The organism is Spirosoma sp. (assembly GCF_048594605.1).
In the GTDB taxonomy this organism is placed as follows: domain Bacteria; phylum Bacteroidota; class Bacteroidia; order Cytophagales; family Spirosomataceae; genus Spirosoma.
In genome coordinates, this window is sequence record NZ_JBMDWV010000364.1 from 1 (window position 1) to 14,655 (window position 14,655).

Here is a 14,655-nt window from a genome sequence, read left to right on the forward strand (position 1 = left end):
TAATTGCAGTTCAAACCAATAGGGCGTGAATTATTTGCCGGCGGCAGTTTATTTCAATTGTTTTCTATTTTGCACGAGAAAACAATTGTGCACTTCTTCCTTGAAAACATTCCTCGCCCTTTTGCTGCTTCCAGCGTTAACAATTGCTCAGACTAATACCTCTGTAAACTCGTATCCTTTTACGCCCGCGCAGGATTCTACCTATACGCGTGAAAATTATCAGAAGTCTGAATTCATGGTGCCTATGCGCGATGGTACCAAATTATTTACGCAGATCTACGCGCCTAAAAACCAAACGGTAAAGCATCCGATTCTGATACAGCGTACTCCGTACAGTTGCCGCCCCTACGGCGCAGACCAATTTCGTGCGCGGGTTGCGCCGAATCCGTTCATGCTACGTGATAATTACATCGTTGTTTATCAGGACGTTCGAGGGCGTTGGGCGTCGGAGGGGACGTTTGTGGAGATGACTCCGCATGTTGACGAGAAAAAAAGCAAAGCTGATCATGACGAAGCCTCCGATACGTATGATACCATCGACTGGCTGCTCAGGAACGTAGCAAATCATAATGGCAACGTAGGGCAGTGGGGAATCAGCTATCCGGGGTTCTTTACGTCGGCAGGAGCAATATCGGGGCACCCGGCGCTGAAAGCTTCTTCACCACAGGCACCAATGGCTGACCTGTGGCGCGATGATGCCTTTCACAATGGAGCTTTTCAACTGGCGGGCAATTTTAGTTTTTACACGTTCTTTCAGGAGCAGACACAGCCAACCAAAAAAAGTCCGCCCCTCCTGTTCGAAATCAACGAGCCCGACGGCTATAATTATTACCTAAACATAGGACCAACATCCAATTCGGAGAGTCAGTATTTCAAAGGCCGAAACAAATATTACCACGAGAATTTTGAGCATCCTGATTACGACGAACACTGGAAAAAACGGAATATTCTGCCGCATCTGAAAGGAATAAAACACGCTGTAATGGTAGTGGGCGGCTGGTACGATGAACAGGATTTGTACGGTACGTTTAATACGTATAAGGCAATTGAAAAACAGAATCCCGGCATTCAGAACATCTTTGTGGCAGGGCCCTGGGTGCATGGTGGGTGGGCGCGGCAATCAGGGCAAACACTGGCTGACGTAGATTTTGGTTCGGCCACATCGCCATATTATCAGGAGAATATCGAAGCAAAGTTTTTCAGACATTATCTCTTCAGCGAACCGAACGGCCGGACTGCCACCCCCCTGAATTTGCCCGAAGCTACGTTGTTTGAAACCGGCACGAATCGTTGGCGCTCCTTTGATACGTATCCGCCTAAAGGAACCGAACAAAAGCAATTGTATTTACAGCCAAATGGCAAGCTGGGTTTTTCGCCATCAACAACTGGATCGGATTTCTCTGAATTTCTGTCCGATCCAGCGCATCCGGTTCCGTTTTCCAGTAAAATCAACGACGGTTTCTCGGCCGAATATATGGTTGAAGATCAGCGATTTTCTTCGTCGCGACCCGATGTGCTTACGTTCCAGACAGAACCCCTTCCCGACGATTTAACGCTGGCTGGTCCAATTCTGGCCCAACTGACCGTGTCGACCACGGGTACAGATGCCGACTGGATGGTGAAAGTGATTGATGTATACCCGACTGATGCACCGTCAAATCCACGCAAACCGGACGTAGTATATGGCGGTTATCAGCAACTGGTACGTAGCGAAATCATGCGGGGACGATATCGTAATAATATCAGCAAACCCGAAGCGTTCAGGCCCAATCAACCAACGCAGGTTCCGCTTGAGTTGCAGGATGTACTGCACACGTTCAAAAAAGGGCACCGGCTAATGGTGCAGGTGCAGAGTACGTGCTTCCCGCTGGCTGACCGCAATCCACAGACGTTTGTGCCTGTTTTTAAAGCGAAAGAGTCAGATTATCAGAAAGCAACACACCGCGTTTATCATGGTAAACCGGGCGCAAGTTTTCTTAAAATTGGCGTCTTAAAATAGAAGCTATTTAGGGTTTAAACTAATAAGCCTACTATAAACCAACGCCTTCATAACGTATTGTCTTTCCAGCTAACCATTTATGCGATTTCTACTTCCGTTTTTATCGGGGCTACTTACGAGCTACGTAACACTGGCCCAGGTGACGCAGAAGCCTACACTTAAGGTGACTCCGCTCAATGCAAACGTATTTGTGCATACGACATACGGGATGTACAACAACACGCCCTATCCATCGAATGGACTAATTATCAAGACGAAAGATGGTATCATTCTGGTGGATTCTGGCTGGGATACGGTCAACGACACGGATAATACGCAACAACTACTGCGCTGGGTGGCCGACAATCTGCATCAACCGGTTCGGCTCTGTGTTGTCACGCACGCTCACGACGATCGGGTAGGAGGGATCAGCGCGCTTAAAAAGGCAGGCGTTCGGGTTGTTAGTACGCCACTAACGGCGCAAAATGCCGTGAAGCGAGGCTTTGAATCGCCGGAGGGTATTTTGCCCAACGACACTACGTTCACAATCGGGCAGGAGCCAATACGTTGCTACTTTCCGGGCAAAGGCCACACCAGCGATAACATTGTGGTCTGGTTGCCGAACCAGCAGATTTTGTACGGTGGCTGCCTGATCAAAAGTGTGGCGGTATTTGGTATGGGCAATCTGGCCGATGCGAACGTAGCAGCCTGGTCGGGTTCGATTCGGAATGTAATGAATCGGTTCGGAACGGCTAAAATCGTAGTGCCCGGACATGAGGACTGGGGCGATGCAAAGTCGCTGGAACACACGCTACGTTTGGTTGAAAAACATCTGGCAACCAAACGGTAATCAGTTGTTCTGTCGCTAACCGATCATTAGTATTCTCGATTTAGCGGTGAATTCTTATACATAAAATACTTTATTTATAGTTGTCTTTTTATAGGTTAGTTAATGTGTGGAAGATTGTAAAACTACTCCCGATGCGAACAGTCAGTATGATTGTCTTTTTGTGGGTTGTAATCAACCAGCTTAGTATAGGGCAAACTTCACCAGCCACAAAAATTTATTTCTTCAGTAACCGAATCATCTCGATCAGGACAACGCGCAACTTAGACGACCCCGTGAAAGTTAGCTACTGCACTTTATTAGAGACTGATTTAGATAGTTTAGGCTTTAACATTACCCCTGGTAAGACAGTTTATATTCATTTCGAGCGGGGGCATACGTACTACTTTCGAAGTGTAGGAGGTGGCGCTTCGGTCTCAGCGCAGCCTTCGTTAACCTTGTCGACTGAGCAAGAGTTTTGGCTCAACGCTCACGTGTATGGTAATGGTAAGTACCGGCATTATTCGCTTCGTCAGCAGACAGGTCTTAAGCTGATTGAAGAAGAAAAGAAGTAGCCGGAAGTGCATTCTATTTTACATCACTTATATGCTCAACGACATGAACAAACTTTGTTTAACCGCCAGCCTTTGCTTATTTATTGGCTCCTTTGCAACTGCACAGGTTATTAATTACAATAACTCAATTCGAATTGGTATTGACTATATTAGCTTAGATGCTCCCGACGACCTAGGAATTCGATATGGGCTTCGATATGCACGACATTTTGCTAATGACCGCATCGTTGTAGCAGGTAGCTTGGGCTACCTCAGCATCAAAAACCGACGCCAGGTAGCCAATAACTTCTATTTTGAAGGTCGTCCCCGACAGCGTATTACAGCGGATTTGACCGCTTTATATGATATTCTTAGGAGTACTCGCCACGCTTTTCGGTTGGGAGGAGGCCTTTCGGTCTGGTACAGGAGCGATGAGATTTTACGAGAAGCCAGGTCTGTTCCGGGGCAGAATGGTCAACCAGCGGGTATCGAGATCGTTAGTGAAAAAGCAAATGAGACCAATGTGGGGTTTCATCTGGTTGCTGAATACGAATACCTTATTGGCTCCCGGACGAGCTTAGGGGCTCAAGTAGGGATGGCTAATTTAGACAAAGCGGGTATCAGTTCTTTTGCCGGGATCAATGTTGGTTATCGCTTTTAAGCTTTCCAGGCGTAAATCCTCTTCGGCAGTTTACTTTCTTACTACACGTTTGTCGACTGTTGCAAACGCAAACAAGCCGCTCAGGGGAAAGAGCGAGTTCGTTCCAGATAACTTTGAGTCAGAAGATAGACGTTGAAGGATTTAGACGTTGTGCGGCCTTGCGTCGCTGAAATGCCAACTTTAAATGCTCTCAAGCAACGTTACCAAAATCGCCCCGACATTGGATTTGTGAGTCTGTTTAGACTCCAGGAACAAGGTAGCGACCTTCATATACGGTATTCGTTCCATCTCTGCCGTATACTTAATTTACCTTAGTCGATAAAAGGGGTGTACGTTGGTTAAAACTAATTAGCAAATTTTTGAGATATTGACCGGGGTATTGATTGATCAACACTCATCCCAGCGTTCTTATGCCTAAATACTTATTGATGGATCACGATGGTGGTATCGATGATCTGCTTTCGTTACTGCTGGTGCTGACCATGCCCGACGTCGAGCTGATTGGGGTGTCGGTTACGCCCGCCGACTGCTTTCTTGAACCTGCTCTCGAATCGACCTATAAACTGTTGCAACTGATGGGGCAGGAAAACGTACCGCTGGGCCGGGGTGATTATAACGGTGTTAATGCATTCCCGGCCGAGTGGCGCGCCCGACCCGAAATTGTGAATGCGCTGCCGTTACTGATCAACCTGCCAAAATCGCCTGACCCGTATACGTATCAAAGTGCCCCTGAATTCATTATCGACAGACTGATGTCGGCTCCCGGCAACGTAACGGTTTTACTGACCGGTCCGTGCTCCAATCTGGTATTGGCCTTAGAAAAAGAACCGTCATTAAAAGACAAAATCGCAGAGATTGTCTGGATGGCAGGGGCATTTCGTACCACCGGAAATGTGCAGATGTATCAGCACGATGGGTCTGCCGAATGGAACGTATTCTGGGACCCGATTAGCGCGCAAAAGCTGATAGCCTACGAATTGCCGTTAACGCTGATCCCGCTGGACGTAACGAATCACACACCCGTAACCAAATCCTTTTTATCGCGGCTGGCCAGCCAGATCGATTACAAGCTATCGAATCTGACAGGCCAGTTCTGGGCGTTAACCCTTGATACGATTCCAGCGTATCACTACACGTATTTTATGTGGGATATTCTGGCTACAAGCTACTTAGCCATGCCCGAACAGTTTCAGGTCGAAACCGTAACCGCCAACGTAAGCACTCGTCCACCCAATGCCGGACAGACCTATCTGGATGATCATGGTTACGTAATGAAAATTGCTACGGATGTCAATACGTCTGTTTTCTATGATTACCTGTTGACGCAGTTTCGGCAGTAATCCAATTAGTAAACACGTTCTCCGCCAATCCAGGTCTGACGGACTTTAGTGGCCCGAAGCTGTTCATTCGGAACGGTCATGATGTCGCGGTCGAGAACGACAAAATCGGCCTGCTTGCCAGGCGCAATACTGCCCCGCAATTTATCTTCGAAGTTGGCATAAGCGGCCCAGCGCGTCATGGCAAGCAGTGCCGATTTTCGGTCGATAGCGTTTTCCATCTGATAACCACCCGCCGGATAATTCTTCGCATCCTGACGAGCCACTGCTGCGTGAAAACCGAACAGCGGATTAACCGCTTCTACTGGAAAATCGCTGCCAAAAGCAATCAGATTATTCTGTTTCATTAAATCCTTAAAGGCGTAGGCACCCTTCACACGAATCGGCCCTAGCCGGTCTTCGGCCCAGTACATGTCCGACGTAGCGTGAGTGGGTTGTACCGACGGAATGATCGAATATCGACCAAACTCCCAGACATCATCGGGCGATATAACCTGTGCGTGCTCGATTCGCCAGCGCCGGTCGTTTTTTCCTTTCAGTAATTTGCCGTACAGGTCGAGCATGAGGTGGTTTGCCGAATCGCCAATGCAGTGCGTATTGGCCTGGAAGCTTGAATTGTAAAGCAGTTTTGTAACCCGTTCTAATTCAGTGGGGCTCAGTAGCAGGAAGCCGCCTGTTTCCGGGCGGTCGCTGTACGGTTGCCGTAGGCAGGCTCCACGCGAACCGAGCGCCCCATCGGCATAAAGCTTAAACGAACGTACCGTCAGTCGATCCGTCTGAAACGGACCGCGTTTTAGAAAATAATTCAGATTAGGTTCGCCCAGGCTAATCATAGCATAGTCCCGGATTTTGAGTTTGCCAGTACGTTGCAAGCTGTCAATCAGGTTAATCTCATCGGGGCTAATGCCAGCGTCGGAAACGGTAGTTAGTCCCATGGCTACGCAGGCTTTTTGCGCATTCAGCAACATCCGACTTTTGTCGTTATTATCAGGCTGTGGAATCACACGCCTGATAAGCAGCATGGCGTTATCGACCAATACGCCCGTTGGCTGTCCATCCTGCAAGACTACTTCTCCACCCGGAAGTTTTGATCCGGCTGTTACGTTGGCTAGTCGGAGCGCTTTGGAATTAACAAGCAGGGCGTGCCCGTCTACACGCATCAGAACCACGGGTATATTGGGGAACGTAGCGTCCAGTTTTTCTTTTGTCGGAAAAACTTTATCGTCCCAGTCGTTTTGGTCCCAGCCTCTACCCGAAAGCCATAATACGTTCGGGTGATTGTGGTAAAACGTTTTTAATCGCTCAATAACTTCATCGTACGACGTAGCGCCCACCAGATCGGCCTGGTCGAGAACTTGGCCCAAACCCAGAAAGTGGGAATGTGGATCGTAAAAACCAGGATAAACGGGCGCGCCGGCCAGATCAGCTGTTGACGCGGCTTCGTACTCACTGTCCAGCGCCTGAGCGGAGCCTACTGCCAGAAATTTTCCGTCTTTGACCACAAAAGCATCGGCGGTCGAAAAACTCGAATCTGCCGTGTAAACGCGGGCATTGGTAACGAAAAGATCGGCTTTTTTCTTAAAAGAACAGCTCGATAGAAGGAAGGATAGAGTAGAAAATAGGAGTAATAACTGTTTCATACCAGTTAAAGGAAAGCTCGCAAGATAATCGAAAGGTTAATAAGCTGATGAGACAATAGCAGATTCTTGTATTTTTGCTTTAATCGTTCTTGTTACTACGTATTCAATGAAGCTCAGCAGTTGGATTTTATTCTCTTTTCTGCCGTTATCGGTATTTGCTCAACAGCCTCAAAATGCTATTCAACGTGCGCAGCAACGCACTTATACAATGGCTACGTTACCTCAGCCGGGTGAGACCCTGACGCTACAACAGGCTATTGCACAGGCTGTTGAAAATAATTATCAAATTCATATCAATCGTTCGCAGGAAGAAATTGCCCGTAATAACTATACGAAAGGAAACGCGGGATACTTACCGTCGTTGACATTTAATGCTACGTCGAATGGGGGGCTGCAAAGTTTCCGGCAAACGTTTATTGACAATATTCGACCGCCACAGACGGCAAATGGTATTTTCAACCGTACGTCTAATTTGGGAATTAATCTCAATTACACGGTTTTTAATGGATTTGCACGCCGAACGGTTTATACGCAGCTTCAGCAGCTGCTCCAGATCAGTACCGTAAATACCCGGGCAAACGTAGAAGCAACAATGGCGAGCGTGGCCACGAGTTATTACGACGTAGTGCGCCAGTTACAACGGCTGATTGCGTTCAGTCAGGCATTGGATATTTCGCGTGAACGGCGCGACTTGGCGCGGGCCAACTACGAAGTTGGGGCACGTTCGAAAGTTGATTTCCTAAGCGCCCAGGTTGATTTTAATACGGATAGTGCTGCGCTGCTTTCGCAGGAACAGGCGTTACGTAACGCTAAAATTGTGCTGAACACATTGCTGATTCGCGACCCGCAAACGGAATTTTCCGTTCGTGATTCGATCATTGCCCGGCCTGATCTGCAACTGGCTCCGCTTCAGCAATCTTTAACCCAAAACAACCCGCAACTGGTTGCGGCTGTGCTCAACCGGAATTTTACAGATCTGAATATACAGATTGCCAATGCGGCACAGTTACCGTTGATTACGGCGCAAACGGGTTATAACTATCAGCTTCAGGATAACCAGGGTGGTTTTGGCGTGGCCACCGGTCGAACCCGGGCTTTAACCTATAGTGTTGTGGCATCAATCCCGATTTTTAATGGCTATAACCTGAAACGTCAGATTCAGAATGCACGCGTTAATACGATTATTGCTCAGGATCAGGAGCAGAATCAGCGTTTACAGCTTCAGTCGGCGCTTAGTCAAACATATCAGGCGTATCAGAATAATCTGCAGCTATTAAATCTGGAAGTGCTGAATAATCAGCTGGCGAACCAGAACGTTGAGATCGCCTATGATCGTTACCGTATCGGAAACTCTACCTTTGTCGAATTTCGAGACGTACAACGTAACGCAATCAACGCCCAAACCCGGCTAATCGAAGCAGAGTACACGGCAAAAGCTGCCGAAATCGAATTGCTACGTCTGAGTAGCACCATTTCTCAGGATCTTGGTCAATAAATAGCTCATCTGAATTAAATACTGGATTTAAAAAAGCGGACTGATCCACGATCAGTCCGCTTTTTTATTGTCTTCTTTTTCGCGTAATCGAATAAAAAGAGACGCAAAATGGCATATAGATATAGGTAATTGTTTGCTATAATATTCTTTGGTAGATAAAATGTTTATTTTAATTAGAAAATAGTATTGAATTACGGGTATAAAGTATAGATTCTGCTGGCTATATTTTGATATGTTAAAATTTTGTATCAATCTTCGAGTATTTAGCCCGCGCCTTTGATAAATACCTGTATGATAAAAATTTACACGTCCGTCCTTGCCCGGATGATAACCGGCAAAATAGGAATAGCCTTCGTCGCGGCTTTTCTGCTACCAACACTCGTTACGGCTCAATTTCAGATCAATTTTCCCGTTTCGCGTATTGTCTTTCAGCGAAATAATGCCAATCAGGCAATGGTGCCGTTCAGTGCTATCCCTACGGCTGCCGTTACGCAGCTTAAAGTGCGTTTAGTAGTTCGACAGGGAGGAGTAACTACCGGCTGGACAACGCTTACACCTACGAACGGTGTGATTTCAGGCAGTGTGCCTGCGGTTCAGGGAGGATGGTACGATCTGGAGGCCGAAGCTTTTAACGGCAGTATAAGCCTGGGTATAAAACGCGTACAGCGGGTAGGGGTGGGCGAGGTGCTACTGGTATCCGGTCAATCGAATGCTCAGGGATTTTCCTCAACTATAGGAGCGGCTGATGATCGGGTATCGTGTGTTGATTTTTACAGCAATGACATAAGAGAGTTTCGCATGCCTCTGGTATTCAGTCAATTGTCTAATACGGCTCGGGTAGGCCCAACCAATGCACTTTATATTTACGGGATGCTGGGCGATAAGCTTGTACAACGCCTTGGGGTGCCTGTTCTTCTGTACGGAGCTGCTTGGGGCGGCACATCCTCTTCGCAGTGGCGGCAATCGGCAGAAGGAAATCTGACAATCCCGGAATCGGCGCAGTGGGGTGGGGCTGATGAACTGATGCCTTACCGAGCGATCAGGGCAACGTTGAATCACTACGTTCAGCGAACAGGGCTACGCGGGATTTTCTGGCATCAGGGCGAATCAGACAAAGGTTTATCGGGTACTGCTTATGTCAGCAATCTGAAAAAGGTAATCGAGATTAGTCGTCAGGACGTAGGAAGCTCGACATTAGCCTGGATTGTCTCGCGCGCTTCCTGGCTTGACGGGTGGGGCGACAATAATATCATACAGGCTCAGAATCAGGTAATTGCCGAGATGCCCTATTGTTATCCAGGGCCAAATACAGACGTGTATGACAATAGCTACCGACGGGATCAGACGCATTTCCTGGAGTCTTTTTATCCGCAGCTGGCTCAAATCTGGAACGACGCCCTAACCGATACCTTTTTCCAGCAGTCAACGCCTTACGTTTTATCGACCGAGCCACCACGTATCACGGTGGGAATGCCTCAGCCAGCGTATCAATACACGAATGGACATCTGGTTATTCCTTTCATGGATGAGTCGACCGTTCGTAATAAACTGCCTACCGTATATACAGCTCAGTTAGTTTCTCTGACAGGGCAGTTCATTACAAATCTGGGTAGCAGCACGAGCAGCCCAATGCGGGTTACACTTCCGGGAAACTCCACAGGAACGTACCGTGTTCGGGTGGTTTCATCTATAAATGGCGCTGTTTCGAGCCTCAGTCCGCCCATTAGCATCTTTACACCTACGTACGCAATGGGAACGGGTTCGGGCTTGATTGGCGAATACATCAGTGGGATTGAGCCGAATGGCCCTGTACTGCATACGCAACTGGATGGCCCTCTGGATTTAACCTGGTTTAGAGCGGATAACGGGGGCCCTACACCGTTTATGCCGATTCGTGATTACGTAGTGCGCTGGACGGGCCAGGTCGAAGCACCCGTTACGGGCACGTACACCATTAAAGCGGCCAACGACGATGGATCGCGTATCTGGATCAATGATCAGTTGATTGTTGATGACTGGGCCAGCCATCCCTGGGCGAACACCAAGAAAGGCCAGGTTACCTTACAGGCTAACCAGCGATACAATATTAAGATTGAGCTGTTGCAACGATGGTTTGATGCGCAAGTGCGCTTGCAATGGGTTGTGCCAGGCACTTCGAACGCCGTCTACATTCCTAAGGACCGCCTGTACCCGGCCTTACTCCCCTACATACCTGAGGCCGAACCCATGGAAGTTGTGTTTCCCCGGCAACGTACTGTATTTCAGAGAAGTGTGAACAACGTAGCGCAGGTTACAATTGCTGGAACCTGCCCGACCAGAACCGAACGTATTGAAATCCGGGTATCGCCGACAATAGATAGTTACGGCCAAAACAGCGATGCCTTTGTTCTGCTGGATAATCAGCCCGCCAACGGATTTTTTTCAGGAAAAATTAACATAACGGGGGGGTGGTATAACCTGGATGTTCGGGCAATTGCACAGAATCAGGTCATCTGTCATACCCGTGTGACTCCGGTTGGGGTAGGCGAGGTATTTGTTATTGCGGGCGAGGCAAATGCACAGGGCGTTACACCTATTCGGTCTGTCGCAGCGGCTATGGATACACGGGTCAACTGCGTTCCGCATTACAATTACACCGACACAACGCGTTTGCCTGTTCCGCCATTGTTTAACTGGATCGCTGATGGTGAAACGGCCATTGGCCCTCACGGCAATACAGCCTGGTGCTGGAGCGAACTGGGGGATATATTGACAAAGCGTCTAAATGTTCCTGTCCTGTTTTATAATACCGCCTGGGCAGGTACAACCGTTCGGAACTGGCGCGAAAGTATGGAACAAGGTAATACGACAATTGGCGGAAATGCCTTACCGGCGGGTATGCCTTATAGTAATCTCAAACGTGTGTTGCAGGATTACGTGCCTTTAACTGGGTTGAGGGCCGTGCTGTGGCAGCAAGGCGAAACAGAATATTACTCGGCCAATCCGCAGGCTACTAATTATGCTGCTGATCTACAGGCCATAATTGCCCGCACTCGGCTAGATTCGCGTTCTGCTGAACTTCCCTGGTTAGTGGCCCGCGCTTCTGCCGACAATACGACATCGCAGCTGTATCCGTCGGGAAGTTATGAACCCGTTACGAATCAGCAAAATAACGTAATTCAGACGGTTGCCAAAGTAATGGCAGGCCCCATTGTCGATACGATCCAGATGCCCCGACCGGATGGCAAACATTTGCAGGGAGCAGGCCTAAGTCGACTGGCTGCGGCCTGGAATAATGCCCTCACAACGACGGTATGGAATACGTCGCCTGTGCTTTCGATGACGCCGGTTGTGAGTGATTTACGTCTGTCGGCACAAGTGACCAACCGGGTCCAGTCGGTAGGAACTGATTTTCAGACATCTGTAACGGTGTGGAATGAAGGGCCTGTAGCCGTAAGCAACGCAGTAGTACGTTGCCTGCTGCCCAATAATCTACAGTTCGTTAACAGTACGTCAATGACTTATCAGGCGGGTAATCTCCTGGCAATTATCGCCAACATAGCCGCCAGGGGAAGTGCTACGTTGTCATTTACAGCGCGTATGCAGCAACCAGGGGCGTACCGAATGGCTGCCGAAATCGTTCGCGTCGACCAACTGGATCTGGATTCAAGGCCCAACACCAGTATCGGTAATGGCGAGGACGATGTAGCCTGGATAGATTTCCGCACTCTGGAGAACTCATCCGACTTTTTTACTGTAATGCCGTCGCCCAATGCGCCATTGTTACCAGTAGTATCGAGCGGTCAGCCGCTGCCTGATCCGAATAAGGTAGATCTAAGTCTTCGGTTAGTAAGCAATAGTCTGATCGTTACGGCCAGCAATCCAGTATCGGTAAGCCTGATTGTGACGAATACAGGTGCTCAACCTGCTCAGAACGTGCAGATTGGTTGTTCTTTGCCAGCAGGATTAACGTTTAGCAGTAGTGCCAACATGAGTTTGTCAGGCAATACGGTACGAGGGACGATCCCGAGTATTCCGGCCGGTGGGCAGGGACTGTTGCATTTTACTATCACGCCCAACGGTACTGGGAACTGGAATCTACAGGCGCAAATTGAAGCGACTTCACCAACGGATGCCGATTCAACGCCGAATAATGGCTTCGCTAATGGCGAGGACGATGTTGCTACGCTGAATCTTCAAACGCTGCAGGTTCCTTAACGAACGTATTGTTGCCAGAAAGGCTCTTTCTGGCAACAATTGGATTAAGATTTCTTATTCGGATCGAGTACTACGTGCCGAACGCGGTTACGTTTCCAGGTGTAAGTGATATGTACCAGTCCGTCAGTTGATTGAATGACAGCTGGATACGAATATTCGCCTGGCTCATTTTCGAGTACAGCCAGTGTTTTCCAGTTTTTGCCATCATCCGAAATGGCGACATCAAGAGGAGTTCGCGGACCGTTTTTACCGTTATTCGTTGTCGTGGGATTATAAACCAGAACCTGCCGACCATCTTTCAACGTAACGGCATCCGTTCCTGAGTTAGGATTTGGCAGCGATGTTTTCTCTAAAGCTGACCAGGTTTTCCCGTTGTCTTTCGACCAGCTTTCCAGAATATAACCGACCTTCTGGCTGCGGCAAAGTACCTGAAGCTGACCGTTCGGATGAAATAAAATACTTGGCTGAATCGCTCCATCCGTAATGCCGTCGTTGATTGGAGCCGTTTTTTGCCATGTTTTTCCCCAGTCGCTGGTCTGTTCGAAATGAACGCGCCAATTATGATCTTCTGAGCTGGTTGGGCATAACAAAACGCCTGAGGATAATAAAACGGGCTTGTTTTTAATTGGGCCTAGAATCCCCTCCGGTAGTCGCTCGGCCTCTGACCAGGTCTTTCCGTTGTCTTTTGAACGCTTAAGCAAACCCCACCAGGTTGAAGGACTTGGCCCTACTTTATAGAACAGAATCAGTTCGCCACCAGGGCGCTGGAACAAGACCGGATTCCAGCAGGGTAGTCGCTTCCCATCGGGTTGCACCCCCGTTGCTACTTCCACGGGCGTTGTCCAGCCGCTTTTGGTCAGACTACTCACCCAGATACCTACGTCGGGGTGACGCTCGTGGGTTCCGCCAAACCAGGATGCTATGAGCCCCTGGGGCGTTTCCGCTATGGTCGATGCATGACATTCAGGAAATGGCGCTTTTTCATAAATCCATTCCTTCTTTAAGATCGCCGGATTGGTGGGCTGTGCATAAAGTTGTTGGATCGACAGAGAAAAGAGAATCAGTAGAAGACGAAAGTTAACGTTCATGAGGAATAAGTAGGATGAGGCCGGAAATTACATATTTCTGGATTTATTGCCTCTCCAATTGAGTCATCAGTCCAGATACAGTTATCATTAAAGTAACTCAGGCAAGATGGCTACTTATGTTCTGCTACGTGTCCAGACTCCTATTTTTTACGATCAATTAAGATGGTTTCTATATCATCTTTATAATTACGTCCGAGAGGAATAGGTTGATTATCAGATAGTATTAGCCGATTTCGTTCCATCCGGACTACGGATGCTTTCGCGACGATAAAGGATTTGTGCACTCGAAGAAAGCGGCTCTCCGGGAAAATACTGTGCATGGCTTTGATCGAGCCTTTGATAACAATTTTGCCAGTAGTTGCGTGAATAATTGCGTAATCTTTCAGGCCCTGGATGTAGGTTACGTCCTCAAAATTGAGCTTGATACGTTGTGTGCCACTCTTGACAAAAATTGATTCGGTCCGGGTTGTTCCCGGCAGGGTTTCTACTGGGCTATTTTCAAGCCGAACGTTTTGCGTTTTCAGGGTCAGAAAATCCCGGATTTTTTCGACGGTCTGTAAAAATCTGGAGTAAGCAATTGGCTTTAGTAAGAAATCGATGACGCCAAGTTCAAACCCTTCAAACGCATAATCTCGATAGGCCGTTGTAAAAACAGTGATGGGCGGCTGCGAGAGCGATTTAAGGAAATCAATTCCATTCATGCCAGGCATTTCGATGTCCAGAAGCAGTACGTCTGCTTCGTGATTTTCCAGATACACTAGTGCATCGTGGGCATTGCCAAATGAACGTATTGGTTCTATAAAGTTCAGCCGCGCGAGATATTCCTCCAGCACTTCGCGAGCCAGTGGTTCATCATCAATAATTACGCATTTTAACATA

The 14,655-nt window shown here is 48.2% G+C and carries 10 protein-coding genes; 7 read left to right on the top strand and 3 right to left on the bottom strand.

Annotated features, from left to right (window positions below; translation table 11 throughout):
* The first annotated feature begins 100 nt into the window (after positions 1-100).
* The 5 genes from ACOJS8_RS22505 (at position 101) to ACOJS8_RS22525 (ending at position 5,359) form a co-directional block, all read left to right on the top strand.
* Positions 101-1,999, top strand: coding sequence for a CocE/NonD family hydrolase (locus tag ACOJS8_RS22505; RefSeq protein ID WP_420150807.1), 1,899 nt, complete (start codon positions 101-103; stop codon positions 1,997-1,999).
* Positions 2,000-2,078: 79 nt separating this feature from the next.
* Positions 2,079-2,828, top strand: a complete 750-nt coding sequence (gene bla, locus ACOJS8_RS22510) for a subclass B1 metallo-beta-lactamase (RefSeq protein WP_420150808.1) — start codon at positions 2,079-2,081, stop codon at positions 2,826-2,828.
* 131 nt (positions 2,829-2,959) lie between these two features.
* Complete coding sequence (locus ACOJS8_RS22515) at positions 2,960-3,379, top strand: hypothetical protein (protein ID WP_420150809.1); 420 nt, start codon at positions 2,960-2,962, stop codon at positions 3,377-3,379.
* Between the two features lie 43 nt (positions 3,380-3,422).
* Positions 3,423-4,019 (top strand): hypothetical protein, encoded by a 597-nt coding sequence (locus tag ACOJS8_RS22520; protein ID WP_420150810.1) that lies wholly within the window; start codon positions 3,423-3,425, stop codon positions 4,017-4,019.
* A 410-nt stretch (positions 4,020-4,429) separates the two neighbouring features.
* Complete coding sequence (locus tag ACOJS8_RS22525) at positions 4,430-5,359, top strand: nucleoside hydrolase (protein ID WP_420150811.1); 930 nt, start codon at positions 4,430-4,432, stop codon at positions 5,357-5,359.
* Positions 5,360-5,364: 5 nt separating this feature from the next.
* On the opposite strand, the gene ACOJS8_RS22530 is transcribed toward ACOJS8_RS22525, so the two are convergent.
* Positions 5,365-6,996, bottom strand: coding sequence for an amidohydrolase (locus ACOJS8_RS22530; RefSeq protein ID WP_420150812.1), 1,632 nt, complete (start codon positions 6,994-6,996; stop codon positions 5,365-5,367).
* A 106-nt stretch (positions 6,997-7,102) separates the two neighbouring features.
* Here ACOJS8_RS22530 and ACOJS8_RS22535 point away from each other — a divergent pair, with 106 nt between their 5' ends.
* Positions 7,103-8,491 (top strand): TolC family protein, encoded by a 1,389-nt coding sequence (locus ACOJS8_RS22535; protein WP_420150813.1) that lies wholly within the window; start codon positions 7,103-7,105, stop codon positions 8,489-8,491.
* 291 nt (positions 8,492-8,782) lie between these two features.
* A complete protein-coding gene (locus ACOJS8_RS22540; protein ID WP_420150814.1) occupies positions 8,783-12,688 on the top strand; it encodes a sialate O-acetylesterase in 3,906 nt (1,301 codons plus the stop codon).
* A 44-nt stretch (positions 12,689-12,732) separates the two neighbouring features.
* On the opposite strand, the gene ACOJS8_RS22545 is transcribed toward ACOJS8_RS22540, so the two are convergent.
* Both ACOJS8_RS22545 and ACOJS8_RS22550 read right to left on the bottom strand, forming a co-directional pair.
* Positions 12,733-13,776, bottom strand: a complete 1,044-nt coding sequence (locus tag ACOJS8_RS22545) for a sialidase family protein (RefSeq protein ID WP_420150815.1) — start codon at positions 13,774-13,776, stop codon at positions 12,733-12,735.
* Positions 13,777-13,916: 140 nt separating this feature from the next.
* A complete protein-coding gene (locus ACOJS8_RS22550) occupies positions 13,917-14,654 on the bottom strand; it encodes a LytR/AlgR family response regulator transcription factor (protein WP_420150816.1) in 738 nt (245 codons plus the stop codon).
* Position 14,655: the final 1 nt, after the last annotated feature.